This window comes from Flavobacterium sp. (genome assembly GCF_044360715.1).
Taxonomy (GTDB): Bacteria; Bacteroidota; Bacteroidia; order Flavobacteriales; family Flavobacteriaceae; genus Flavobacterium.
In genome coordinates, this window is the sequence record NZ_JBIKJY010000022.1 from 1 (window position 1) to 25300 (window position 25300).

A 25300-nucleotide genomic window follows, 5' to 3' on the forward strand; every position below is an offset into this window, starting at 1 on the left:
TACTAATTATTTAATTAGTAAATAAAATTTTAACTCAAAATCATTAATTTTAAAATTAAATTCTGAGTTATGGAGTGTTTCTAAATTGGATTTAAAAAATAATGTTTTCTCAATTTCGAAAATAGACAATTGGTTAAGTAGAAATCAAATTAAAAAAATTATTCCAATTGGTCAAGCTGAAAAAACATTTGTGTTTCAAATTGAATTTAAAAATGAAATAAATGTAACAAAAAGTATAAAACTTTTAAAGACTTATCCAGAAATAATTTATGTTGAGCCCGATTATTTATCTGAAGGAGGTGGAAAAAAATCAGATGCACTTCAAACCCCAAATGATGCACTTTTTAATCGACAATGGGGAATAATTAACAATGGTAGTTTTAATGTTTCTGGAATGCCTTTTGTTTCTGAAAATGATGCTGACGCAGATATTGATTTAGCTTGGGATATTGAAACTGGTGATCCAAATCTAATTGTAGCTGTTCCAGATACTGGATTTAGGCTAAGCCATCCTGAGTTATCAGGTAGAATATGGACAAATTCCAGTGAAATTGCGAATGATGGAGTTGATAATGATAATAATGGTTTAATAGATGATGTTAATGGTTGGGATTACGCAAACAATGACAATAATGCAACTGATGATTATGGGCATGGCACAAACTGTACTGGTATTTTATTAGCAAAAGGTAATAATGGAATAGGATATGCTGGAGTAAATTGGAATTCAAAGTTAATGCCATTAAAAGTATTAGATGCGAACAACAGTGGTCAATACTCATGGATGGCAAATTCAATATACTATGCAGTTGATAAAGGAGCAAAAATCATTAGTATGTCTATTGGTGGAACTGGAAATAGTATAACCTTGCAAAACGCAGTTCAATATGCAATAACAAATAATGTAGTATTTGTAGCATGCATGATGAATTTTAACAACAATACAACCTATTATCCCGCTGGATATGCAAGTTCGATGGATATTATTGCAGTAGGCTCTACTGATTCTGATGATGACCGGACTTCACCATTTTTTTGGAGTGCTACCTCTGGAAGCAATTATGGTAATCACTTAACCATAGTAGCTCCAGGCAATTATATTTATGGGTTAAGTCATACTTCAGATACAAATTATAATGGTTATTGGGGTGGAACGTCTCAAGCTACTCCTCTAGTTGCGGGAGTCGCTTCTCTTTTACGTTCTTCTAATCCAAATTTAACTCCTTTGCAAATAAAAAACATATTAAAAAATACTGCTCAAGATCAAGTGGGAGCCGCAAATGAAGATGTTCTTGGATTTGATGAATATATGGGTTGGGGACGTGTTAACGCTTATAGTGCTTTTCAAACACTAAGCAATTTAAACCTTGTAAACAATAAACAAGAATTTACATACAAAAACCCGATTGACAATAAAAAATTCGAGTTTTTTTCTAGGAATTACCATACAAACTTTAATTTAGAAGTGTATTCATATGATGGTAAATTAATGAAAGATGAAAGAATTATAATTAATGAAGGAAAGAACGAAATAGATTTTAATTATCCTAAAGGGAATTATATACTGGTTTTAAAAAATGATAATTATAAAAAAACTATAAAAATTATTGCCAATTAATTCCATTACTTCTTATAAAATAAATTATGTTCAACATATTCCCAAACTTTATGTGGTAGCATTGGAATTACGTTTTTATCATTTTTAATATTTTCACGGATGAATGTTGATGATAATTCGACAACTGGTGCATCAATTCTGTGAATTTTGGAACTATTGACAAATTGCTTCTCTATTTCACCAGAATTTAATCGTGGATACACATAAATGTGATGATGTTTTAAAATGGCTTCGTAGTTTTTCCATTTATGAAGGGAATTTAAATTGTCTTCACCCATAATTAAAGAAAATTCGTAATTAGGATGTTTCTCTTGCAAATGCACCAAAGTATTAATTGTATAATTGGGCTGTGGCAATTTAAACTCAATATCCGAAGGTTTAATTTTTAGAAAATCTTCCGTTGCCAAATGCACCATATGCAAGCGATGGTAATCGTCTAACAAAGTGTTTTTTTGTTTGTGCGGATTGTGTGGTGTTACCACCAACCAAATTTGATCTAAATCCGAATGCTCCGCCATATGATTGGCAATAATTAAATGCCCAATATGTATGGGATTAAATGTTCCGAAATATAAACCTATTTTCATTTTTTTTAGGTGTTGGGTGTTGGGTGTTGGGTGTTGGGTTTATAGGATTAATTACTTTTACCCTTAACCCATTACCTTTTACCTAGTACCTATTTATTCACAAATTCCTTAACTAAATTATACGCATCAACTTTGGCAACATCTAAATCGTAATTTTTTATAATGGTGTCAAATTGTGGCGCTGTGGCTAATTCTACCGATGCTTTTGCAATTCGCATATTTATTTTATCGTCGCTTTCTGTAGAACGCTTTTTTAATCTAATTTTTAACTCGTCAATACTTGGTGGTTTCACAAAAACTGCCAATGTTTCTTGCTTGAATTTCGATTTTATTCGCAATCCACCTGCTACATCAATATCAAAAATTACGTTTTTACCTTTTGCCCAAATACGTTCGACTTCGCTTTTTAATGTACCATAGAAATTATCTCTATAAACCTCTTCCCATTCCACGAAATCTTCCGCTTTAATGTGTTTTTTAAATTCTTCTAAAGAAATAAAATAATAATCTTTGCCTTGTACTTCTTCGCCTCTTAGTTCACGTGTGGTGCATGAAATAGAAAATTCTAAATTTAAATCTTCTTGTTCTAATAAATGTCTTACTATTGTTGTTTTTCCTGATCCTGACGGAGCTGAGAATACTAATAATTTTCCTTGATTCATTTTTTTAAGCTTTTGGCTTTAAGCAATATGCTATAAGCTTGTAATATAGTTTTTAAATTGCCTAAAGCCTAATGCTTATGGCATATAATTTTAAAGAACATTCAATACTTGCTCTTTAATTTTTTCTAACTCATCTTTCATCATTACAACCAATTTTTGCATTTCGGCGTGGTTTGATTTGGATCCCATAGTATTGATTTCTCTACCCATTTCTTGAGTAATAAATCCTAATTTTCTTCCGTTGGCTTCACTTCCGTTTAACGTTTGTAAGAAATAATCTAAATGATTGGTTAAACGAACTTTTTCCTCAGTAATATCTAATTTTTCTAAATAATAAATTAGTTCTTGCTCAAAACGATTCGTATCAACATTTACTTTTAACTCGTCAATAGCGGTTTGTAAACGTTCTTTAATGTTATTTACTCTTTCAGGATCTAAAACTAATGCCTGATTCATATAATTTCTGATATTTTCTATACGTAACGTAAATTCTTTTTCCAAAGAAGCGCCTTCCGATTTTCTAAAAGACAACATATTTTCAATCGCTTCATCAATTACGATCTGAATTTGTTTCCATTCATTTTCGTCTATTTCTTCTCGCTCCGTTTTCATCGTATCCGGCATACGAATTGCCATTTTCATCAATTCTGTATCGTCAGCGTTTGGTAAAATAGCTTTCAACTGAGCCATATATGCTTTTACAATAGGCGCATTAATTTTAGATGATGTATCTTCACCAGTTACCTCAACATATAATGAAAAATCTACTTTTCCTCGCTCTAACTTTTGAGCTAAAAGATTTCTTAATGCTAATTCATTTTCTCTATAAACAGAAGGCATACGGGTATTTAAATCGAGTCCTTTGCTATTTAAAGATTTAACTTCGACTGTAATTTTTTTGGTAGCTAATTGCAAACTTGCTTTACCAAAACCGGTCATTGATAATATCATATATTTTTTCTAATAAAGTGTAAAGATAAGTTTTTTTAGTGATTTTTAAAAAGTGATTAGTCGTAACGAGTCTCCTTCTTTTTATGAATCACCAAATAAACCCCAACAAAAATTAATATTGCTGAAACTATTTTTACCGCATTCAAATTGTCTTTACCTAAACCAATGGCAAAAATCGTAGCAAAAAAAGGTTGCAAATAAATAAAAACAGCAACAGTTGTTGGTTTCAAATTTCGCATCGAAATTAAGTTTAGCAAATACGTTAAAAAGGTAGAAAAAACAACTACAAAACCAATTTTCAAACTAACATCTAAAGGGATTTCGTTCCAGTTTACCACTTGTAACTCATTATATCCAAAAGGTAACACCATAAAAAAACCAAACAAATAAATGTATTTTACAAATGTAAATGCGTTGTATTTATCCATTAACTTCTTTACAAAAATTAAATAAAAGGCATATGAAACCGCATTTACAAATACTAATAAATTTCCTAAAGTGGCATTTGGTGCATTATTTAAATCTTTACCATATAAAATTAAGGTTATTGTGCCTGCTAATCCTAAAAGTATACCAATAACTTTTTTCGATTGCATGCTTTCTTTCATAAATATAGCAGAAAGCACTAAAACAATCATAGGAGTAGTTACCATTAAAACGGCTCCCATAATTGGTGAGGTATAACTTAATCCTTTAAAAAAAGTTAACATATTAAAAGCAACACCAAAAAAGGCACAAGCGGCAATGCGAAGAAAATCGTTTTTAGCAATTTTTTCTTTTGGTCCGAGAAAAGAAACCAACCAAAATAATATAGTAGCACCAGCAACTCGCATTACAATAAATCCATAAGCATCAACATACTTTGGCATTACATCTTTGGCAACGGTAAAAGTTACCCCATAAATAATAGCTACAATCCAAGCGCAAACTAAAGCCCAAGACCGACTACTCATTATTTAAAGCCTTTTGCAATTTTAATATATTTGGTTGACTATTTCCTATGAAAATTTCATTTTCTAACACCACAACGGGGCGACTCAAAAAAGTATAATGTTCCAGAATATAATTTTTATAATCGGCTTCTGTAAGGGATAAATTTTTCAATCCTTTTTCTTTATATAATTGGGCTTTTTTACTAAAAAGGGCTTCATAACTTCCTGAAAGTTGGTGCATAAATTCTAGTTCTTCTATAGTTATCGGATTTTGACGAATATCGTGAAACTCTAAATTTGCATTTGAAGGCAATGACTTAATTATTTTTCTGCAAGTATCGCAAGAAGCGAGATAATATATTTTTCGCATATGTGCTAAATTAGTTTCTATAAAAATTTAAAAAACAAAGGTATGAAAGATATTTTTGCTGTGATGTTTAGCATTTAAATTTAAAACAAAAAATCGGATATAAAATCCGATTTTTGTGTGAATATATCCTAATAAAATCAGTGTTTACTTGCCAAATATCTCTCTGCGTCTAAAGCCGCCATACAGCCTGTTCCTGCAGCTGTTATAGCTTGTCTATACACGTGATCTGCTGCGTCGCCACCAACAAAAACACCTGGTACATTTGTTTTTGAAGAACCTGGTATATTTACAATATAACCCGTTTCATCTAATGTTAAATAATCTGCAAAAATATCTGTATTTGGTTTATGACCAATCGCTACGAAAAATCCAGTTGCTGGAATCTCAAAGTCTTCATTTGTAGTTTTGTTTTTAGCTTTAACACCTGTAACCACTTGTCCGTCACCTAAAACTTCCACCGTATCATGATTCATTAAAATAGTAATATTTTCGGTATTTTTTACACGTTGTTCCATAATTTTAGAAGCTCTAAATTTTTCACTTCTAACTAACATGGTAACTTTTTTACATAATTTAGATAAATAATGTGCTTCTTCACAAGCACTATCTCCAGCTCCAACAATAACTACTTCTTGGTTTCTATAGAAAAAACCATCACAAACCGCGCAAGCTGAAACGCCACCGCCAGTTTGAAGATAATGTTGTTCAGAAGGTAATCCTAAATATTTTGCTGTAGCACCAGTTGAAATAATAACCGTATCAGCATAAATTTCTTTTGAATCATTAATCCAAATTTTATGTGGTTCAGCACTAAAATCTACTTTTGTAGCCCAACCGTCACGAACATCTGTTCCAAAACGTTGTGCTTGTTTTTGTAAACCAATCATCATTTCAGGACCTGTAATTCCTTCAGGATTTCCTGGCCAGTTTTCAACTTCATTCGTTGTTGTTAATTGTCCACCTGGTTGTGTTCCTTGGTATAAAACAGGATTCATATTTGCTCTAGCTGCATATATAGCTGCAGTATATCCTGCAGGACCAGAACCTATAATAAGGCATTTTACTTTTTCTATTTCGTTTGACATGATGATGTATTTTAATTCTAAGCAAAAATAGTAAATTCAAAAAACATTTTTTCCTTTATCATTTAATTCGATAAACTATTTATCAACAATCGTAATTTTCAATAATAAAAGTTTTAAATATTGATTACTTTTGTTTTTTAAAAACTCACATTATGATTTATAAGTTTAGAGCCATTTTAGACAATGAAGAAGATATCTTTAGAGATATTGCTATTGATTCAAAAGACAGCTTAGAAGATTTTCACAATGCTTTAGTAAATGCTTTTGGTTTTGATGGATCCGAAGTAGGTGCTTTTTATACTTGTGGTGACGATTGGGCATGGCATGAAGAAGATGGCATTCCTATGTTTGACACAGGAGATATTCCGGGTGAAATAAAAACAATGGCAGAATATAAATTAGATGATTTGGTGCACGAACAAAACACTAAATTGGTTTATGTATACGATTTGTTTTCGATGTGGACATTTTTCGTAGAATTAGCTGCAATGGAAAATAATAAAGAAGGTGTTGATTATCCTGCCTTACTATTTTCTCACGGGATTTTACCCGACGAAGCTACAACTAGTGGTTTTAGAGGCGGCGATTTAGAAAACGAAGATTTGTTTAATGAGTTTGAAGATGATTTAGACGAAGATGATTTGGATGCCTATGGTGATTCTGAATCATACGAAGATCAAGGCTTTGAAGAAAACTGGAATTAGTTTTTTTTAAGTTGCTAAGAAGCTAAGTTTCTTATTAACTAAGAAAAACACTCGAAAAAACATTTAATCCTATAAAAATATACGCCATATAAAATTTAAAACAAAATGAGCAACTTTAGGAATCTTCTTATTTGGCAAAAATCAATGGTTTTGGTTACTAAAATATACACAGTAACAAATAACTTTCCAAAAGAAGAAGTTTTTGGATTAACATCACAAATAAAAAAAAGTGCAATCTCAATTCCAAGTAATATTGCTGAAGGATTAGGAAGAGAAAGTAGCAAAGAGTTTTTGCGTTTTCTAAAAATATCAATTGGTTCATTATTTGAATTACAAACACAATTAGAAATAGCAAAAAACATAATTTATTTAGACGAAGAAACTTTTAACAACTTGTATGAAGATACCAGAGAGTGTTAGAAAGAATGATAGTCTCATTTACAAACAAAATTAAAAACAACTAAGAAACTTAGCATCTCTGCTACTTAGCAACTTATAAAAAATGATAAACCTATTTAATACACACGTAGAAAACCTTTCTATACACCGAGTTGGCAATAAACATAAAGAAGAACAAATTTTTCTTTCTGAAAATCCGTACACATTGAATGACGAAATTATGCCGATTTTGAAAGAGTATTTTTTTAAAGCTTTTCGTGAAAAAGAAGAAAATTACTATCAATTTGCTCATGAGGTAGATTTAGAATACAATGAAATGTTCAATTTGGCTACTGAAGTATTCAATAATCCAGGTGAAATTCATAACATTTCAAAAAAAATCACACAACATTTATTTGAACAATCCAACCATCCCCATATTAAAAGTGGTGAAGTATACATCGCATATCTAACCAATGTTTCTATTGATAATAATGTAGTAGATGCCATTGGAGTTTTTAAAAGTGAAATTAAGACCGACTTCTTACAATTTCAAGAAAACGGAAGTAACTTAGAAATGATTTTACAAGATGGGATTAACTTAAATAAATTAGATAAAGGTTGCCTTATCTTTAATTACAAAAAAGAAGAAGGGTACAAAATATTAACTGTTGATAGCAACAGATATGATGCACGTTATTGGTTAGAACATTTTTTAAGTGTAGATGTTTTTCAAGATGAAACATTTATGACTAAAAAATACTTACAATTTTGTAAAGATTTTGCTAAAGAAGTTGTTTTACCTGCAGAAGACAAGAAAGAAGAAGTACTATTTATGAATCGTGCGGTAAATCATTTTGCGAAAAACGACGAATTTGAAGAAACAGCATTCTTAAATGATGTAATTAACAACCCAGATTTGATTCCTGAATTCAGAAATTATAAAGTTGACAAAGGAGCAAAATATAGCATTGAAGACGTTTCTAATTTTGCAATTGCCAATGCAGCTGTAACTGATGTTCGTAGAAAACTTAAAAATGTTATAGAATTAGATACCAATATTCAAATTAAATTAGATTTCATAAACCCAGAAAGTGCAGAAAAATTTGTAGAAAAGGGTTGGGATGAAGAAAAGCAAATGTATTATTACTTGGTTTATTTTAACAAAGAAAGTAAATCATAATTATAAAAAAATCCTCAATTACTTCTAATTGAGGATTTTTTTTACATTTCAAAAAACAAAGGTTCAATCATAGTTCTATCGGCAACTGCTTCTACTCGATCTGAAATTTTATTACAAAAAATCAAACGTTGCGATTTAGAAATGCTTTCTGACATTCGATTTGTTTTAGCATCTAATCGAAGTTTAAACAAAATATCGGCGTCATCAACCACAAACATAAGCAATCTATTTACATCAAAACCTGCAGTAGCAAACATTAAATCTAAGCGATTAGGTGTTCCAATTAATACATCAATACCTAACGAAATTTGATTTTTATCCCAATCCATATCGCCTTTGTCGTGCGCACCATAAACGCGTAATTGGTTGTATCGATTGTATTTTTTAAACATTTCAACCATTTCCAAAACTTTCTCTTTTGTTTCCACAACAATTAAAGCTCTTGGCGATTCCATAAATGGTTTTTCCAATCGTTGAATCACATTTAATACAATTGTTGTAGATTTTCCTGATTTTTTTTCTGATTGAATTACAGCATCCGCACCACTTTTGATAGTTGAAAAAGTTTCTTGTTGCATTTCATTCGCTTCGGTTAAACCGTTTTCGATTAATGCTTCATGTAAAAGTGGGTTTATTTTTTTTAATTGCATTTTATTTAGCGTTTTGCCGGAAGCTTTAAGCTATAGGCTGATTTTATTTAGAAGCGAACAAAGTTACATCATTTTCAGAGATTTCACTTCCTCCTAAGATAATTAAACGTTCTACTACATTTCTTAGTTCTCGAATATTTCCTGTCCAATCGTATTCTTGTAATAATTTCACAGCTTGTTTAGAAAATATTTTATTGGTGGTTCCTTGTTCTTCAGAAATTTTAGAAGTGAAGTGTTCAATTAACGCGGGAATATCCTCACGTCTATCATTCAGTGAAGGAACTTTTATTAAAATTACAGCTAATCTATGATATAAATCTTCTCTAAAACGCCCTTCGGCTATTTCTGTTTTCAAATCTTTATTGGTAGCCGCAATAACACGAACATCTACTTTTATATCTTTATCTGCACCTACTCTTTGAATAAGATTTTCTTGCAAAGCACGTAAAACCTTAGCTTGCGCCGACAAACTCATATCTCCAATTTCATCTAAGAAAATAGTTCCGCCGTTTGCTGCTTCAAATTTTCCAGCTCTGTCCTTTACTGCAGATGTAAACGCGCCTTTTACGTGTCCGAATAACTCACTTTCAATTAGTTCTGAAGGAATAGCAGCACAATTTACCTCAATAATGGCTTGTTGTGCACGATTGCTTTTTTCGTGTAATTGATGTGCCACTAATTCTTTACCTGTTCCGTTTGGACCTGTAATTAAAACTCTTGCGTCGGTTTGAGCTACTTTATCAATCATTGTTTTAATATGTGAAATGGCTTCACTATCACCAATCATTTCGTAGTTTTTGGATACTTTTTTCTTAAGTATTTTATTTTCTACAACCAATTGCTTTTTATCTAAAGCATTTCTAACTGTATTTAACAAACGATTCAAATCGGGTGGCTTCGAAATATAATCAAAAGCGCCTAAACGCATCGTTTGGATTGCGGTTTCTAAATCGCCGTGACCAGAAATCATTACCATTGGGATTTCAGGTTTTATCTTTTTTATGGCTTCCAACACCTCAACGCCATCCATTTTTGGCATTTTAATATCGCACAAAATCAAATCGAAATCTTCGTTTTTTACCAATTCAATCCCTTGTAAACCGTCTTCAGCTTCTTGTACCAAATAGGTGTCATTTTCTTCCGATAAAATTTTATTTAAAACGCGACGTATTGGCGCTTCGTCTTCTATGATTAGGATTTTGCTCATTCGGCTTTTGGGTTAAAAGTTTAATGGGTTAAAAGTTTAAAAGGGGGTTGCTGAATATCTTTTAAACTAAAAAGTTATAAAAATAAAGACAAAAACTGAAACGATTCCAATTAATTTAATTGATTCAGATTTTATAATTTCATTTAAAAAATCATTTGGAAAGTTTTGATTTTTAAAGTTATTATATTTTTTGTAAAACAAAAAAAGAATTATAAAAATAATTAGTAAAACAAAAGCAATAATTAAGTAAAACTCAATTTCATATTTATTTAAAATTGTTTTTAAAAACAAAAAAATAGGAAAAAACAAAACTAAAAATATTTTCTTTCTTTCTTTTTCTTTAATTACTTGTAATTTATTTACAAATTCAAAATCTAATTTTTTTTCAGCTTTTTTAATAATAAAATTTGAATAAATAAAACTAAAAGCTAAAATTATTGGTAACCCATAAACTAAAAAATCCATATCTCTACTAAACTTTTAAACTTAAACCTTTTAAACTCCTTTTAATATTTCAACCATTTATATAATTCTTTCCAAGTTGGTTTTTTGCCGTACATTAAAATTCCTACACGGTAAATTTTGCTCGCAAACCAGACTACTCCAACAAATGTAGCAAATAATAAGACTAAAGACACAATTATTTGCCAAGTAGGCACGCCAAACGGAATTCGCATTAACATTACAATTGGCGATGTAAATGGAATCATAGAAAAAATCGTAGCAATATTTCCGTGAGGATCGTTAGCAACCGTAAAAAATCCGATATACACACCTAACATTAAAGGCATAATAATAGGCAATAAAAATTGTTGCGAATCGGTTTCATTATCAACAGCGGCACCAATGGCAGCGTATAGAGAACTATATAAGAAATAACCACCAATGAAATAAAATATAAACGAAACAATAATTGTAGCAATGGGTAAATTTCCTAATTCATCTAAATACAAAGGCAATTTCGACATCAATCCACTATTTTCAGCGGCTAATTTTACCGCTTCTGGATTGGCACTTGCAGCTGTTTCAGCACCAAAAAATGTAGAAACAATAAAGAAAATAGACGTTCCAACTATAGCCCAAATGGTAAATTGCAAAATTCCTGCCAATGAATTTCCAATAATTTTTCCCATCATTAACTGAAATGGTTTTACAGATGAAATTACAATTTCTATAATTCGATTGGTTTTTTCTTCAATCACACTTCGCATCACAAAGTTTCCGTAAATGATAATAAACATCATAATTAAATAGCCAAAAAGAAAACCTAATCCAATTTTAATTTCATTGATTCCTTTTAAACTGGCATCACCAGAATATTTACTTAATTGCAAAGTCGATTCCACTTTAGCCTTTTCAATTTTAGAAATATCTAAATTATTAGTTTTAAAATTATCTTGAGTTAAGATAGAATCCACCACGTTTTCTATGTTTGAGATAAATTCCGCACTGGCACTTTCATCAGAAATATATTGAACTTTAGACTTTAAATCTTGAATAGTTGCCGTTTTTGGAATAAACAAAAATCCCTCATAACTTTTACTTGCAGTGTCTTTTGCCACTTTAAATGGCATTGAAGACAAATCTGTAAATGCCGTTTCTTTGTCGGATTTTAAACTGCTTTTTAATATATTTCCTTGGTCGTAAATGGCAATTTTAGTAGCTTCATCTTTATTAATACTTGATAAATAACCAATTAAAAAAGACATTCCTAAGAAAATTAGCGGACTTAAAAAAGTCATCACTATAAAAGATTTGTTGCGCACTTTGGCAATAAATTCTCTTCGTACAATTAATAATAATTTGTTCATTATTTTAAGATTTTTAGAAGATTAGACTTCTTAGATTTTTAGTTTTATTTGATATTTAAGTGCATTAAAATTTAGAGTATCTAACCTTCTAAAATTCTAATAATCTAACATATCTATTCTGTTACGGTTTGAATAAAAATATCGTTTACACTTGGTATTTTCTCTGCAAAATGGGTTACTTGTCCGTTTTGAGATAAAATAGACAATAATTCATTTGTAGAATGATTTCCTAATTGAACTTCCAATTTTAAATCATCGTTTAACGATTTGAAATCGGTTTGACCAATAGTAAACTTTTGAGTTAATTGATACATTAAAGCTTCCACATTTTGTGTCATAACGCCAACTTGAAAGGTATTAGTTCTAAATTTACGTTTCACATCTTCCAATTTTCCTTCAATTAGTTTGTTTGATTTATGAATTAAAGCAATATAATCACACATTTCTTCTACACTTTCCATTCGATGCGTTGAAAAAATAATCGAAGTTCCTTTTTTATTTAATTCGATAATTTCATCCTTAATTAAATTGGCATTTACAGGATCAAATCCAGAAAAAGGTTCGTCTAAAATTAATAATTTTGGATTGTGAAGCACCGTTACAATAAATTGCACTTTTTGAGCCATTCCTTTAGAAAGTTCTTGAAGCTTTTTATCCCACCACGTTTCTATTTCAAACTTTTCGAACCAATATTTTAATTGTTTTTTGGCTTCTTGTTTGCTCATACCTTTTAGTTGAGCCAAATACAAACATTGCTCGCCCACTTTCATAGATTTGTACAAACCACGTTCTTCCGGCATATAACCTATCATTGAAATGTGATTGGGATTTAGTTTTTCGCCATTTAAAATTATTTCACCAGAATCTGGCAAAGTAATTTGATTAATGATACGAATTAATGAGGTTTTTCCAGCGCCATTTGGACCTAATAAACCATAAATGCTTCCTTCAGGAACACTTAATGAAACGGAATTTAAAGCGGTATAATCGCCATATTGTTTCACTACGTTTTTAACTTCTAAAATAGTATTCATTTGCAGTATTTCTTTTCTGAATTAGTGTGTAATATAGGGATTTTGTTACATCTTATTATGAATTTAATTACATTTTTTTCATAAATAGTTTACTTTAAAATTTTGGACAAAAAAAATCTCAATCTGATTAGATTGAGATTTTTAAAATGTATTTATTTTTTCAATTACGAAAACATATCTTTTACTTTTTCAAAAAAAGATTTATCTGATTTTTCTGGTTTAGGGACAAAATTTTCATCTGCAATCATACTTTCAAAAAATTGTTTTTGTTCTTTATTTAACGTTTTTGGTGTCCACACATTTACGTGAACAAGCAAATCGCCATTTCCGTAACTATTTAAACTTGGAATTCCTTTTCCTTTCAAACGAAGAATTTTACCTGATTGAATCCCTTCTTCTAACTTTATACGAACTTTTCCTGAAACCGTTTCAATTTCTTTTGAAATTCCTAAAGCCGCTTCTGGAAAACTGATATATAAATCGTAATGTAAATTTTCGCCTTCACGCTTTAAAAATTCGTGCTCAATTTCTTCAATGGCAACAATTAAATCTCCTGGAATACTATTTTTCCCAGGTGCGTCATTTCCTTTTCCTGCAACTTTTAATTGCATACCATCCACTACTCCAGCAGGGATTTTAATTGAAACCGTATCATCGTCAGTAATAAAACCTTGACTATCTGCATTGGCAGGTTTACTATCTATCATTTGACCCGCTCCACCACAATTAGGACACGTAGCAGCAGTTTGCATACGACCTAAAATTGTATTTGTAACTCGCATCACTTGACCTTGCCCGTTACAAGTAGAACACGTCCTGTAAGTTACACCAGCAGCTTGAACTTTTCTTTTAACTTTAACTTTTTTCTCAACACCATTGGCAATTTCCTCTAAAGTCAATTTGACTTTAATACGTAAATTACTTCCTTTCATTCTACGTTGACCGCTGCCACCGCCGCCACCAAAACCGCCAAAACCGCCACCAAAAATATCTCCAAATTGACTAAAGATGTCATCCATGTTCATACCTCCGTGTCCGCCACCAAAGCCACCGTTTCCATCAAAGGCTTGATGCCCATATTGGTCGTACTTTGCTTTTTTGTTTGCGTCACTTAACACCTCATATGCTTCGGCACAAGTTTTAAAATTTTCTTCTGCAGCAGCGTCTCCAGGGTTTTTATCTGGATGATATTGAATCGCTTTTTTTCGATATGCTTTTTTTATTTCTTCAGGAGAAGCATTTTTGCTAATCCCTAAAACTTCGTAAAAATCTTTTTTCATAAAAATTAAATTCCAATTATTAAAAATTCCAAATTCCAATCTTATAACTACATCTCAACATCGAAGTGTTTTTTTTCAAATTCCAACTTTGGAAATTTGCGATTTGGGATTTGATTTTTACTTAAGTTAGTTACCTAAAATTACTTTTGGAAAACGGATAATTTTATCACCCAATTTGTACCCTTTTTCGATTACGTCAACAATTTTTCCTTTTAATTTAGGAGTTGGAGCTGGAATTTGTGTAATAGCTTCTGCAAAATCTGCATCGAATGCATCACCAGCTTTAATTTCAACAACTTCCAGTCCTTTAGAAACTAATGTTGATTTTAATTTTTCGTGAATTAATTCTACACCTTTTACTAAAGCTTCATCATCGGATTGAGAAACCTGAGCCCATGCTCTATCGAAATCATCTAAAACTGGTAACATCGATTGTAAAATTTCTTGTCCAGCAGTTTTGAATAAGTCTATACGTTCTTTTGAAGTTCTTTTTTTGTAATTTTCAAATTCGGCATATAATCTTATGAATTTATCTTTTTGTTCTTGCAATTGATCTTCAACTGACACTTCTGGCTCATTATTTTCTTGAACATCTTGATTTTCTATAGCATTTTCATCCTGAAGGATCTCTTTTTCGATGTTTTCAGTATTTTCTTGACTCATAATTGTATATTTTATTTTCAAATTGAGATTGCAAAAGTGTTGCCATACTTTATTTTATGACACATTGTCAGTATAAAAAAGCGCAAATAATATATCCAAAAAAAGATAAATTTGAATACTATTTTAAAAAAAGTAAAAATTAAAGTACTATTTCAATAGATTTTGCAGCGATTTACTAAGCGAAGCATATTGAAATTGAAAACCAGCATCTAATATTTTTCTTGAGCTCACGTGTTGACTACTGGTTACAATTTGATGCATTTCTCCTAAAAGTAAACGCAAAATAAATTTTGGCACATTCGGTAAAAACAAAGGTTTATGAATGGTTTTCGCAATTGCTTTTGTTAGTTCTTCATTAGTTGTGGGATAAAGCGAAACCGCATTGTAAATACCTTCTAAATTGTTATCTATAACATATTTAAAAATAGCCACTAAATCATCAATATGAATCCAAGACACATATTGTTTTCCAGATGCCAAAGCAGCTCCGAATCCGAATTTTATAGGCTTTGTCATTTCAACCAATGCACCTGACTCTTTGGCTAAAACCACTCCAATTCTGATAGTGGTTACCAAAAGTGGTAAGGATTTAAATAAATTGGTGCTTTCTTCCCAAAGTTGCGTTACTTCGCCTAAAAAAGAATCATCTACAGAAAGATTTTCTTCGTGATAAATGGCAGTTAAATCATTTGGATAAATACCAATTGCTGATGCTGAAATAAATTGTTTTACCGAATTTGGATGAGATTGTAACGTTTTAAAAAGTAAATTGGCACTTTGAACCCTACTTTGAATAATTTCTTTTTTGTAGGAAGTTGTCCATTTTTTTGACACTGAAGCACCAGCTAAATGAATAATAACGGAAACATCTTCAAAAGCAGCAAGATCAATTTCCCCTTTACTTGGATTCCAATAAAATCCTTTATAATTTGATTCGTGTTCAATTTTGGCTTTTGAAGTTGATAAATAGTGAATAATGTGGTTGTCTTTTTTGAGTAAAGTCACCATTTTTTTCCCTATTAAACCAGTTGCTCCTGTTATTAAAATGTTCATTTATATTATTTTATCACAAATTTACAATTAGTTATACGCTTACATCAAACATTAACTAAGATTAACAAATGTCTAAAAATTATATTCTTGATTTTATAGTCCATTGAAATTGCATTTCTGAAACTTGTTCGCTATTTTCATTTATTCCTATTGATGTTAACCAAATCGTTTGTCCTTCATTTGTTCGTATTGCATTTTCAATACATTCGGCAATTTCCTTTCCTTGATTACAGGTAAAAGTGATTTTACCCGTAGCTTTTTTTGTGAAAACAGCTTTATTTTGAGCCACAAGCATTGAAATATTTTTTCCGCTTGATTTGATATGAAACATCACTAAAGCACCAGTAGTAAATTCGGCAGCCATTGCTTGGACTGCAAAATACATAGATTTAAACGGATTTTGATTGAACCAACTGTGTTTTACATTTACCTTACAAGTATCAGGTGTAATTTGTTTTACTCGAACCCCACTCCAAAATGCGGAAGGCAATTTAAAAAAGGTATATGCATTTAATTTAAAAGGTGTAAACTCCATATTTATTTATATTTTATGTAAAAATAAGAAAAAAAATTGATGCATGAAACACTTAATTTAAATGTTAAAATTATGTTAAATATTAGTACTATGCGAAACAAGGTATCTGTTTTTAGATATATATTTGCATAAGAAAATAATGTACTAAATAATGTACTAAATTTTAAATCGTTTTAACATGATTAAAAAAACAAATTCAAATGAATATTGAAAACACAAAAGCTCAAATGCGAAAAGGTGTTTTAGAGTTTTGTATCTTATCTGTATTAAAAGAGAAAGACGCCTACACTTCTGAAATTTTGGACACCTTAAAAACTGCTAAATTACTTGTTGTGGAGGGTACTGTTTATCCTTTATTAACAAGATTAAAAAATGACAATCTATTAAGCTATCGCTGGGAAGAATCTACATCGGGGCCACCAAGAAAATATTACGGTTTAACGGATGAAGGAAAAGAATTTTTAAAAGAATTAAACAACACTTGGAGTGAATTATCAGGTGCTGTAAACACAATAACTAATCAAAAATAATAGGCCATGAACAAAACAACAAGTATAAATTTAGGAGGTTATTTCTTTCACATTGATGAAGATGCCTTTAGAAAATTAAGCAACTACTTTGATGCGGTTAAACGTTCATTATCGCCAGATGGTAGAGAAGAAATTATTAATGATATTGAAAGTAGAATTTCTGAACTTTTTACAGAAAAATTAGGTTCTACTAAAAAAGTTATTGGCTTGAAAGAAGTAGATGATATTATAACGATAATGGGGCAACCTGAAGATTATAAAATTGAAGATGAATCACCAAAAAATGATTTTCAATCCAATTACACCTCAACTGGTAGCATAAAAAAATTATATAGAGATAAAGATAACTCATTTTTAGGAGGTGTTTTATCAGGTTTAGGGCATTATTTAGGAGTTGATCCTTTATGGCTTAGAATCATAATGGTAATTTTATTTTTTGGATTTGGTACTGGATTAGTATTATACATTATATTATGGATTTTAATTCCAGAAGCAGTAACTACTTCACAAAAACTAGAAATGAAAGGCGAACCAATAAACATTTCAAATATTGAGAAAAAAGTAAAAGAAGGATTTAATGAAATTTCAGAAAAATTCTCAAATTTAGACCATGATAAAATGGCAAAAAATGCAAAAAATGGTGCCGAAAGAATTGGAAACACAATAAGTGAAATTGTTACATCTATTTTTAATGTAATTTCTAAGATAATTGGTGTTTTTATAGTGCTATTTACCTCTATTACATTGATTAGTGTGATTATTGGAGGAATCGCTATGATATTTTTCTCATCTATGCCAGATAATTTCCTATACAATCACATTCACACACCTTTTAGTTTCGAAACGCCTATTTGGATTCAAGGTTTATTATTAATTATAGTAGTAGGAATTCCTTTATTTTACTTATTAATCTTAGGGTTAAAATTACTAACTTCAAGGATAAAATCAATAGGAAATACTATAAATTATTCGTTATTAGCCATTTGGATTATTGGATTGGCATCCATGTTGTTTTTAACTATAAAAGAAATTAGTCAAAATGCTTATACTGGAAAAGATATCGAAAAAGTAGCTATCAATTTAAAACCAACTGATACCTTAGCTATTAAATTTATTTCAAATAATTTATACGGCAAAGACAATTATGATTATGAAAATTTTGAAGTTATTCATGATGATACTGATAAAGAAATAATATTTTCAAATAATGTGTCTATTAAAATAGTAGAAACAAACGAACCAATTGCTTTTCTTCAAATTGAAAAAACTGCCGAAGGAAGTAGCATTAAAAAAGCCAAACAAACTGCTGAAAAAATAAAATACAATGTAAAAATTGAAAACAACAATTTAATTTTAGATAATTATTGGATTACAGATTTAGCTAATAAAAAACATGACCAAGAAGTAGAACTGTTTTTGTATTTACCAAAAGGTACTATTTTTAAAGTAGATAAAAACTTCAAACACTTTGACATATCTGAAAATGATTATTTCAACTTACATCATAGTTCAGATACTTATACATATATCGTTTCAGAAAATAAAGTGTTATGTATGAATTGTCCAATTGATGAAAACGATTATAATGATGTTGAAAATGATACCCTTTCAAATTTAGAAGAAAATTCAGAAATCATTTTAAATGAAGATGGTATTCTTATAAAAAAAGGGAATAAAACTGTTGAAAAAGAAAATGCAGAAAGCATTAAAATCAACAAGAATGGAATCACTATAAAATAACATAAATGAAAAATATATTATATACATTCATAATTATTTCATTTTTTTCTTGTCAAGAATTTGTGAATCAAACAAAAGGAAATGGACAGGTTACAACAACTAAAAGAGAGGTAACGGAGAATTTTACAAAAATTGAAACCAGCGAAGCAATTGTTGTTGAAATTGAACAAGCCGAAAACAACAGTATTGAAGTTGAAACGGATTCTAATTTACAAAATCATGTTAAAACAACTATTTCAAATGGTGTTTTGAAAATAAGTTTAGATAAAAATATGATAGAATGTGAAGAACTAATTGTGCGAGTTAAAATAAAACAATTAAATGGAATAGAAACAACAAGTGCTTCGAGTATCAAATCAGTAAATACTATAAAAGGTAACAGTTTAAATATTAACGCTACCAGTGCAAGTGAAATAAATTTGGAAGCTGAATATGAAACCATTACAATTGATGCCTCAAGTACTGGAGATGTTACTATAAAAGGAAAAACATTAAAATTAGAAACAAATGCTTCAAGTGCTAGTTCCATAGATGCATCTGAATTAATGTCAAATGAAGTATTTGCTGAGGCGTCAAGCGCAAGCAATATCAAAGTACATGCCATTGTAAAATTAGATGCAAAAGCAGAAAGTGCGGGAACAATTTCATCGGTAAAAAGACCAAGAGAGTTTCGAGGTAAAGAAACAAGCGGTGGTGAAATATCTGTAGAATAATTTAATTTATTTTTAACATTCATTTCATAATTTATACTTAATTTTACACCAGAAAATAATCTATAACCCCAACATATCATGATACAATTTGTAATTAAAATGATTGATATTGCTGTTCAGTTAGTAATTCAATTTATAGAAAGTATTTTTTAACATCTTTTTTTTAAGATAGAAATTCTAATATCACAACATATAAATCCCGACTAATTCGGGATTTTTTTTAATATATTTGTACTTAAAATTTAAAAATTTATATAAAATGATAAAATCAATCACGCTTTTCGTAATTACATTGTTTAGCTTTTCATTAGCAACAGCACAAGCTAAGTTAGAAAAAATAAAAGGTTCAAAAATTGTAACCATTTCTGTAAAAGAAGTTGAAGAATTTGAACATGTAGAAATTGAAGAATTTTTAGATGTATATTTCGTAAAAGGAGAAAAAACATCGATTGAAATTGAAGCCGATGATAATTTACATGACATAATTAGCTATAATGTTTTAGGGAAAACTCTAAAATTAACAGCATTAAAACAACCTGTTGGCGAGAAAAAAATGGCTATAAGAGTAAATTATAATGACAGCTTAAAAACAATCGTAGCACGACATGAAAGTAAAGTTAATGCCATTGCAGATATCGCGTTAGCAAATATTACTGTTAAAAACTTCGATAAATCCCAATCTTTTTTAAATGTGAAGTCCACTAATTTTACATTAATTTTGACAGATAAATCGAAAGCAGAAATCAATGTTCAAGCAGAGAAATCTGTTGTTGAATTAAGTAAAGACGCAAATTTAAAAGCATTAATTGCTTCACCAGAATCTAAGGTTGATTTATACCAAAAATCACAAGCAACTATTGAAGGTGATGCGCAAATTGCAAAAATAAGATTGGATAATAATTCAAGTTTAGTGGCTAAAAAATTCACTGTTGTTGATATGGAATTAATTGCAGAAGGTTACACATCGTGTTCCGTAAATGCGCAAAAAACCATTGAAATTTCAGCTTCAGGAAACACACAAATTGACTTATTAGGAGAGCCAAAAGTAGATTTAAAGATATTTACAAATACGGCTACTTTATCTAAAAAAATAAAATAAAGCAGTAACTTCTCATGAAAAAAGACATTATTATTCCTGAAGTAGAAAACGTATATGTTATTGCCATAAAAGAATGGAATGAAGATTTTGGAGAGAACAGTTGGTATGCCTACTTATTAAACACTACTTCAGAAAAATTAGAAATGGCAATGGTAGTTTCAAATGCTACTGGAATTATTAATGGTGAAGAAAGAAAAACAGGAAGTTTTCGACATGCTTTTAACGAAGTTTTACCTGAAACTGCTATAAAAGTGGAATTATTAGAAAACAATGTATTGCAGTTAAACAATCATTTTATGCTTACGTATTTTCTAAACGGAAAATTATATGATAAAAACTTCACCTTTGAAGCAAATACAATAAAAGACGAAAACAACACAGAATTACATACAATTAATCGTATTGGTATTATAGGTAAATAAACCTCATCCAACCGATTTAATTTCTTGTAAAATTGCTTTTTTCAAATAGTTTGTTGAAATTTACATCAACAATATTCTATTATCATGAAGAAAGCAATTTTATTTTTACTACTTCCCACTTTATTATTCGCACAAGATTTTGCTAAACACGTCAATCCATTTATTGGAACCGGCGGTCACGGCCATACGTTTCCAGGTGCAACTGTGCCTTATGGAATGGTGCAATTGTCACCAGATACGCGTATTGATGGTAGTTGGGATGGCTGTAGTGGGTATCATTACGATGATAGTACTATTTACGGATTTTCACATACGCATTTGAATGGAACCGGTGTTTCCGATTATGGTGATATTATGTTGATGCCAACTATGGCTGAATCTTCGTTTGATAACAAAGTCTATTCCTCAACTTTTTCGCATGCTAATGAAAAAGCTTCCGCTGGATTTTATGCTGTAAAATTAGACAAACATAATATCGATGTGCGATTAACCTCTTCAACGCGTGTTGGTTTTCATGAATATACGTTTAACAAAGCAGGACAAGCTAATATTATTTTAGATTTGAATCATCGCGATAAGTTATTGGAAGGAAGAATTCGAGTAATTGATGATAAAACCATTGAAGTCTTACGAAGAAGCGAAGCTTGGGCAAGAGATCAATATGTGTATGCTCGCATTGAGTTCAATGTGCCTTTAAAAGTGAATCTGGTTAAAGAAGAAAACAAGGAAAACACAAAGTTAGAAGGAATATACAAAGGAACTGAATTGGCTTTAAGTTTCTCAAAACAAGTCAAAAAAGGTGAAAAAATTCTCTTAAAAGTCTCACTTTCACCAACGAGTTATGAAGGAGCGAAATTAAACAGTTCCGAAATCAAGCATTGGGATTTTGAAAAAGTTAAGAAAGAGGCAGAAACCCTTTGGAACAAAGAATTATCAAAAATTGAAGTCACTTCTGATGATAAAGATAAGTTAGCGATTTTCTATACGGCATTGTATCACACGATGATGCAACCGAATATTGCACAAGATTTGGACGGGAAATACCGAGGTAGAGACAACCAAATTCATACTGCAGAAGGTTTTGATTATTACACAGTTTTTTCACTTTGGGATACCTTTAGAGGCGCACATCCGTTATATACTTTAATCGATAAAAAACGAACTGCCGATTACATCAATACGTTCATCAAACAATACGAACAAGGCGGTAGATTACCTGTTTGGGAATTGGCGTCAAATGAAACGGATTGTATGATTGGTTATCATTCGGTTTCTGTAATCGCCGATGCAATGGCAAAAGGCATAACAGGTTTTGATTACGAAAAAGCCTTTGAAGCCAGTAAAGCCTCAGCTATGAGAGATGTTTTGGGCTTAGAAGCCTACAAGAAAAACGGTTTCATTTCAATGGATGACGAACACGAAAGCATTTCTAAAACTTTAGAATATGCGTATGACGATTGGTGTATTGCTCAAATGGCTCAGATAATAAAAAACGGCAATGAAGTTGCTCGTTTTTCAAAACGTTCTGAAAATTGGAGAAACACTTTTGATTGGGAAACCGGTTTTATGCGTCCGAAGAAAAACGGTGGTTGGGACAAACCTTTTGATCCAAGAGAAGTGAATAATAATTTTACAGAAGGAAATTCTTGGCAGTATTCGTTTTTCGTGCCACAAAATATTTTTGGAATGATAGAAGCGTATGGCGGACCTGAAAAATTTGAAGCCAAGTTAGATGAAATGTTTAACAGCGAAAGCAAAACGACAGGCAGAGAACAAGTCGATGTAACGGGTTTAATTGGTCAATATGCGCACGGAAACGAACCCAGTCACCATATGGCATTTTTATACAATTATGTAGGAAAACCTGAAAAAACAAAAGAAAAAGTACATTATATTTTAAATGAATTTTACAAAAACACGCCCGATGGTTTAATAGGCAACGAAGACTGCGGCCAAATGAGTGCTTGGTATGTGTTGAGTGCTATGGGAATTTACAATGTTTCACCTGGAAATATTGAACCTTCTTGGAGTACAACTGAACCATATTTTGAAAATATTAAAGTCAATTTTGAAAACAAAACATCAAAAATAATAACTAAAAATATGGATTTATCATCTTTTGGATTTGAGATAATCAAAAGAGAATTATTTGCTTTACCTGAAAAAATCACCCCTGTTCCAATAATTCAAGCAGAAAGTAAAGCGTTTAAGGAAAAATTGAAGATTGAATTGAAATCTCAAAATGCGAATGATAAAATATATTTTAAAATAAATAATTACGTTGAAACATTAGAGAAAAAATCATTTGAATTGTATAATCAACCATTTGAAATTCAGCAAAATGCAACAATATCGAGTTATGTTATCAATAATAATTTACAAAGCAATACCATTTCCGCCCAATTCTTCAAAAAACCTAACAATTACAGTATCAATATCAAATCAAAAAACAATCCGCAATATCACGCTGGTGGTCCTGAAGGGTTGTTAGATGGTATTTTAGGAACAGAGAACTGGCGTAAAGGCGATTGGCAAGGCTACCAAAGTCAGGATTTTGAAGCGGTTGTTGATTTACAAGAAGCGAAAGATATTACTGAAATTTCAGCCCGTTTTTTACAAGACCAACGTTCGTGGATTGTAATGCCAACCAAAGTTGACTATTATATTTCGGATGATAACATGAATTTTACCTATTTCGGTTCGGTAAACAATACGTTAGATCCAAAAATTGAGGAAAACATTATTTTAAATTTCATAGCTAACGAAACCAATAACAAAAAAGCACGTTACGTAAAAGTTATTGCCAAAAATTTCGGAAAATTACCAGAATGGCATCAAGGTTTTGGCGGTGATGCGTTTATTTTTGTAGATGAGATAATCATAAAATAATCAAAAAAAATCCCATAACTTAATCTGTTATGGGATTTTATATTTAAAACTTTATTTCTTATTCACGAAGTTTAATATGGGTTTCAATTGCTCCATATCGATATTCGATTTTTGAAGAATGCTTAAAAATTCCATTGCGTTTTCTGGTTTCATATCGTTTCCTAAAACTCGAACAACCGTAAAACCTAATTCTTTTTTGTTTCCGAACATTATTAATTCATCAATTTCTTTATTGTCGCCCACTATCATTATAGAGGCGTTTTGCCCTACTCCATTTAATTTTATTAATGGTTGATACACCGTGTCTTTTAAAATTTCTTTAACTTCTTTTATTTCTTTTGAGTATTGAGCGTTATTTTTTCCGTCTTTTTTAAAAGCTAAAATATTTACTTTATCAAACGATGCTAATGCCGCTTTTTCTGATGCAGATAACTTACTTTTATTAATATTTAAAATAGAAGAGGAAACGTCTAAAGCCATAAATTCCTTTTTTTCGCCACTTTCCACAAAGTATTTTTGTAAGGAAGCTTCTTGTTTACAACTGAATGTAATGACTGCAATAGCAAGTAAAAATACCTTTTTCATCCGATTATTTTTTTTCAATTTTACTTAAAATATCGGCTCCTGGAAGATTTAACTTTTTAACAAGTAATGCAATTTCACTCAAAGGAAAATCGCCTTTTATAGATACAATTGATGTTTTTACACCATTAAAATTACCGTTTACCACAACTAAAACTTCTTTTACATTGGTTTCATTTGCATCTGTTTTTCCGTACACTTTTATAGCATTTCCATCTTGCGTAGTGGACGAAATCGCATCTAAAGGATTCGATTTTAAATACGATGCCACTGCAGCATTTAAATCGCCACTCCATTTCGCTTGTGAGGTGTAATACGCTTGTAAATTATCTAATTTTTTAAGTAAGTTCATATATTGCTGCATTTCTTTATCTTTTGCATCCACTTTAACTTTACTCATTAAATCGAACATTTTTTTAGAAACCACAATGCTTTCCACCCCATCTTTATCTTCTAATTTATCAAAAGCATTTTGTGAAAATACTAATGACGAAACCATCAAAGCAACATAAACAATAATTTTTTTCATAACTCACTATTTTTTAATTTAAATATCAAAATCTATTCCAAAGATTAGACTACATTAAAGTAAAATTGTTACATAAAACAAAAACGCAGCATA

At 30.5% G+C, this 25300-nt stretch carries 26 protein-coding genes; 10 read left to right on the plus strand and 16 right to left on the minus strand.

What is annotated here, in order from left to right; genetic code table 11:
- Positions 1-85: 85 nt before the first annotated feature.
- Positions 86-1618 carry a S8 family serine peptidase gene (locus tag ACIQ16_RS08035; protein ID WP_396150380.1) on the plus strand — a complete coding sequence of 511 codons (1533 nt, stop codon included), beginning with the start codon at positions 86-88 and terminating at the stop codon, positions 1616-1618.
- A gap of 5 nt (positions 1619-1623) precedes the next feature.
- On the opposite strand, the gene nadD is transcribed toward ACIQ16_RS08035, so the two are convergent.
- The 6 genes from nadD to trxB form a co-directional block, all read right to left on the minus strand.
- Entirely contained in the window at positions 1624-2205 is a 582-nt protein-coding gene (nadD, locus tag ACIQ16_RS08040) for a nicotinate (nicotinamide) nucleotide adenylyltransferase (RefSeq protein WP_396150382.1), read from the minus strand.
- Between the two features lie 89 nt (positions 2206-2294).
- Positions 2295-2867: a guanylate kinase gene (gene gmk / locus ACIQ16_RS08045; RefSeq protein WP_396150384.1), complete on the minus strand. Its 573-nt coding sequence runs from the start codon at positions 2865-2867 to the stop codon at positions 2295-2297.
- Positions 2868-2957: 90 nt separating this feature from the next.
- A complete protein-coding gene (locus tag ACIQ16_RS08050; protein WP_396150386.1) occupies positions 2958-3818 on the minus strand; it encodes a YicC/YloC family endoribonuclease in 861 nt (286 codons plus the stop codon).
- A 56-nt stretch (positions 3819-3874) separates the two neighbouring features.
- Positions 3875-4771, minus strand: a complete 897-nt coding sequence (locus ACIQ16_RS08055; RefSeq protein WP_396150388.1) for a DMT family transporter — start codon at positions 4769-4771, stop codon at positions 3875-3877.
- Entirely contained in the window at positions 4764-5120 is a 357-nt protein-coding gene (locus ACIQ16_RS08060; RefSeq protein WP_396150390.1) for an arsenate reductase family protein, read from the minus strand. Before ACIQ16_RS08060 ends, ACIQ16_RS08055 begins: the two co-directional genes overlap by 8 nt.
- A 137-nt stretch (positions 5121-5257) precedes the next feature.
- A complete protein-coding gene (trxB, locus tag ACIQ16_RS08065) occupies positions 5258-6205 on the minus strand; it encodes a thioredoxin-disulfide reductase (protein ID WP_396150392.1) in 948 nt (315 codons plus the stop codon).
- Between the two features lie 152 nt (positions 6206-6357).
- Here trxB and ACIQ16_RS08070 point away from each other — a divergent pair, with 152 nt between their 5' ends.
- From ACIQ16_RS08070 to ACIQ16_RS08080, 3 genes are all read left to right on the plus strand, one after another.
- Positions 6358-6909: a hypothetical protein gene (locus ACIQ16_RS08070; protein WP_396150394.1), complete on the plus strand. Its 552-nt coding sequence runs from the start codon at positions 6358-6360 to the stop codon at positions 6907-6909.
- A gap of 105 nt (positions 6910-7014) precedes the next feature.
- A complete protein-coding gene (locus tag ACIQ16_RS08075; protein WP_396150396.1) occupies positions 7015-7329 on the plus strand; it encodes a four helix bundle protein in 315 nt (104 codons plus the stop codon).
- Positions 7330-7411: 82 nt separating this feature from the next.
- Entirely contained in the window at positions 7412-8470 is a 1059-nt protein-coding gene (locus tag ACIQ16_RS08080; RefSeq protein WP_396150399.1) for a nucleoid-associated protein, read from the plus strand.
- A 41-nt stretch (positions 8471-8511) separates the two neighbouring features.
- On the opposite strand, the gene ACIQ16_RS08085 is transcribed toward ACIQ16_RS08080, so the two are convergent.
- The 8 genes from ACIQ16_RS08085 to ACIQ16_RS08120 form a co-directional block, all read right to left on the minus strand.
- Entirely contained in the window at positions 8512-9120 is a 609-nt protein-coding gene (locus ACIQ16_RS08085; RefSeq protein WP_396150402.1) for a DEAD/DEAH box helicase, read from the minus strand.
- Positions 9121-9163: 43 nt separating this feature from the next.
- Complete coding sequence (locus tag ACIQ16_RS08090; RefSeq protein ID WP_396150404.1) at positions 9164-10327, minus strand: sigma-54-dependent transcriptional regulator; 1164 nt, start codon at positions 10325-10327, stop codon at positions 9164-9166.
- 506 nt (positions 10328-10833) lie between these two features.
- Positions 10834-12138: an ABC transporter permease gene (locus ACIQ16_RS08095; protein ID WP_396150406.1), complete on the minus strand. Its 1305-nt coding sequence runs from the start codon at positions 12136-12138 to the stop codon at positions 10834-10836.
- 113 nt (positions 12139-12251) lie between these two features.
- Positions 12252-13172: an ABC transporter ATP-binding protein gene (locus ACIQ16_RS08100; RefSeq protein ID WP_396150408.1), complete on the minus strand. Its 921-nt coding sequence runs from the start codon at positions 13170-13172 to the stop codon at positions 12252-12254.
- 164 nt (positions 13173-13336) lie between these two features.
- Positions 13337-14452, minus strand: a complete 1116-nt coding sequence (dnaJ, locus tag ACIQ16_RS08105) for a molecular chaperone DnaJ (RefSeq protein WP_396150410.1) — start codon at positions 14450-14452, stop codon at positions 13337-13339.
- A gap of 126 nt (positions 14453-14578) precedes the next feature.
- The gene (locus ACIQ16_RS08110; RefSeq protein WP_353077782.1) at positions 14579-15115 is read right to left on the minus strand and encodes a nucleotide exchange factor GrpE; all 537 of its coding nucleotides are present in this window, start codon (positions 15113-15115) and stop codon (positions 14579-14581) included.
- 147 nt (positions 15116-15262) lie between these two features.
- Positions 15263-16168 (minus strand): TIGR01777 family oxidoreductase, encoded by a 906-nt coding sequence (locus tag ACIQ16_RS08115; protein ID WP_396150412.1) that lies wholly within the window; start codon positions 16166-16168, stop codon positions 15263-15265.
- A gap of 79 nt (positions 16169-16247) precedes the next feature.
- A complete protein-coding gene (locus ACIQ16_RS08120; RefSeq protein ID WP_396150414.1) occupies positions 16248-16703 on the minus strand; it encodes a DUF4442 domain-containing protein in 456 nt (151 codons plus the stop codon).
- Between the two features lie 200 nt (positions 16704-16903).
- Here ACIQ16_RS08120 and ACIQ16_RS08125 point away from each other — a divergent pair, with 200 nt between their 5' ends.
- The 6 genes from ACIQ16_RS08125 to ACIQ16_RS08150 all read left to right on the plus strand — a co-directional run bounded on the left by ACIQ16_RS08125 (position 16904) and on the right by ACIQ16_RS08150 (position 24096).
- Positions 16904-17233: a PadR family transcriptional regulator gene (locus ACIQ16_RS08125; protein ID WP_396150416.1), complete on the plus strand. Its 330-nt coding sequence runs from the start codon at positions 16904-16906 to the stop codon at positions 17231-17233.
- Between the two features lie 6 nt (positions 17234-17239).
- A complete protein-coding gene (locus ACIQ16_RS08130; protein ID WP_396150418.1) occupies positions 17240-18973 on the plus strand; it encodes a PspC domain-containing protein in 1734 nt (577 codons plus the stop codon).
- A 5-nt stretch (positions 18974-18978) separates the two neighbouring features.
- Entirely contained in the window at positions 18979-19686 is a 708-nt protein-coding gene (locus ACIQ16_RS08135) for a head GIN domain-containing protein (RefSeq protein ID WP_396150420.1), read from the plus strand.
- Between the two features lie 259 nt (positions 19687-19945).
- Positions 19946-20785: a GIN domain-containing protein gene (locus ACIQ16_RS08140; RefSeq protein ID WP_396150422.1), complete on the plus strand. Its 840-nt coding sequence runs from the start codon at positions 19946-19948 to the stop codon at positions 20783-20785.
- A 14-nt stretch (positions 20786-20799) separates the two neighbouring features.
- Entirely contained in the window at positions 20800-21207 is a 408-nt protein-coding gene (locus ACIQ16_RS08145; protein WP_396150424.1) for a hypothetical protein, read from the plus strand.
- A gap of 84 nt (positions 21208-21291) precedes the next feature.
- Entirely contained in the window at positions 21292-24096 is a 2805-nt protein-coding gene (locus tag ACIQ16_RS08150; RefSeq protein ID WP_396150426.1) for a GH92 family glycosyl hydrolase, read from the plus strand.
- 51 nt (positions 24097-24147) lie between these two features.
- Here ACIQ16_RS08150 and ACIQ16_RS08155 read toward each other — a convergent pair whose 3' ends face one another.
- Positions 24148-24681, minus strand: coding sequence for a DUF4252 domain-containing protein (locus ACIQ16_RS08155; protein WP_396150427.1), 534 nt, complete (start codon positions 24679-24681; stop codon positions 24148-24150).
- Positions 24682-24685: 4 nt separating this feature from the next.
- Positions 24686-25207: a DUF4252 domain-containing protein gene (locus tag ACIQ16_RS08160; protein ID WP_396150429.1), complete on the minus strand. Its 522-nt coding sequence runs from the start codon at positions 25205-25207 to the stop codon at positions 24686-24688.
- Positions 25208-25300: the final 93 nt, after the last annotated feature.

Excerpts from the sequence above, each read along its gene's own strand:
- ACIQ16_RS08060 (WP_396150390.1), bottom strand. The coding sequence starts at position 5,120 with ATGCGAAAAATATATTATCTCGCTTCTTGCGATACTTGCAGAAAAATA.
- ACIQ16_RS08110 (WP_353077782.1), bottom strand. The coding sequence starts at position 15,115 with ATGAGTCAAGAAAATACTGAAAACATCGAAAAAGAGATCCTTCAGGAT.
- ACIQ16_RS08055 (WP_396150388.1), bottom strand. The coding sequence starts at position 4,771 with ATGAGTAGTCGGTCTTGGGCTTTAGTTTGCGCTTGGATTGTAGCTATT.
- gmk (WP_396150384.1), bottom strand. The coding sequence starts at position 2,867 with ATGAATCAAGGAAAATTATTAGTATTCTCAGCTCCGTCAGGATCAGGA.
- ACIQ16_RS08125 (WP_396150416.1), top strand. The coding sequence starts at position 16,904 with ATGAATATTGAAAACACAAAAGCTCAAATGCGAAAAGGTGTTTTAGAG.
- ACIQ16_RS08130 (WP_396150418.1), top strand. The coding sequence starts at position 17,240 with ATGAACAAAACAACAAGTATAAATTTAGGAGGTTATTTCTTTCACATT.
- ACIQ16_RS08095 (WP_396150406.1), bottom strand. The coding sequence starts at position 12,138 with ATGAACAAATTATTATTAATTGTACGAAGAGAATTTATTGCCAAAGTG.
- ACIQ16_RS08080 (WP_396150399.1), top strand. The coding sequence starts at position 7,412 with ATGATAAACCTATTTAATACACACGTAGAAAACCTTTCTATACACCGA.
- nadD (WP_396150382.1), bottom strand. The coding sequence starts at position 2,205 with ATGAAAATAGGTTTATATTTCGGAACATTTAATCCCATACATATTGGG.
- ACIQ16_RS08085 (WP_396150402.1), bottom strand. The coding sequence starts at position 9,120 with ATGCAATTAAAAAAAATAAACCCACTTTTACATGAAGCATTAATCGAA.
- ACIQ16_RS08150 (WP_396150426.1), top strand. The coding sequence starts at position 21,292 with ATGAAGAAAGCAATTTTATTTTTACTACTTCCCACTTTATTATTCGCA.
- ACIQ16_RS08160 (WP_396150429.1), bottom strand. The coding sequence starts at position 25,207 with ATGAAAAAAATTATTGTTTATGTTGCTTTGATGGTTTCGTCATTAGTA.
- ACIQ16_RS08090 (WP_396150404.1), bottom strand. The coding sequence starts at position 10,327 with ATGAGCAAAATCCTAATCATAGAAGACGAAGCGCCAATACGTCGCGTT.
- ACIQ16_RS08050 (WP_396150386.1), bottom strand. The coding sequence starts at position 3,818 with ATGATATTATCAATGACCGGTTTTGGTAAAGCAAGTTTGCAATTAGCT.
- ACIQ16_RS08075 (WP_396150396.1), top strand. The coding sequence starts at position 7,015 with ATGAGCAACTTTAGGAATCTTCTTATTTGGCAAAAATCAATGGTTTTG.
- ACIQ16_RS08140 (WP_396150422.1), top strand. The coding sequence starts at position 19,946 with ATGATAAAATCAATCACGCTTTTCGTAATTACATTGTTTAGCTTTTCA.
- dnaJ (WP_396150410.1), bottom strand. The coding sequence starts at position 14,452 with ATGAAAAAAGATTTTTACGAAGTTTTAGGGATTAGCAAAAATGCTTCT.
- ACIQ16_RS08145 (WP_396150424.1), top strand. The coding sequence starts at position 20,800 with ATGAAAAAAGACATTATTATTCCTGAAGTAGAAAACGTATATGTTATT.
- ACIQ16_RS08120 (WP_396150414.1), bottom strand. The coding sequence starts at position 16,703 with ATGGAGTTTACACCTTTTAAATTAAATGCATATACCTTTTTTAAATTG.
- ACIQ16_RS08155 (WP_396150427.1), bottom strand. The coding sequence starts at position 24,681 with ATGAAAAAGGTATTTTTACTTGCTATTGCAGTCATTACATTCAGTTGT.
- ACIQ16_RS08070 (WP_396150394.1), top strand. The coding sequence starts at position 6,358 with ATGATTTATAAGTTTAGAGCCATTTTAGACAATGAAGAAGATATCTTT.
- ACIQ16_RS08100 (WP_396150408.1), bottom strand. The coding sequence starts at position 13,172 with ATGAATACTATTTTAGAAGTTAAAAACGTAGTGAAACAATATGGCGAT.
- trxB (WP_396150392.1), bottom strand. The coding sequence starts at position 6,205 with ATGTCAAACGAAATAGAAAAAGTAAAATGCCTTATTATAGGTTCTGGT.
- ACIQ16_RS08135 (WP_396150420.1), top strand. The coding sequence starts at position 18,979 with ATGAAAAATATATTATATACATTCATAATTATTTCATTTTTTTCTTGT.
- ACIQ16_RS08115 (WP_396150412.1), bottom strand. The coding sequence starts at position 16,168 with ATGAACATTTTAATAACAGGAGCAACTGGTTTAATAGGGAAAAAAATG.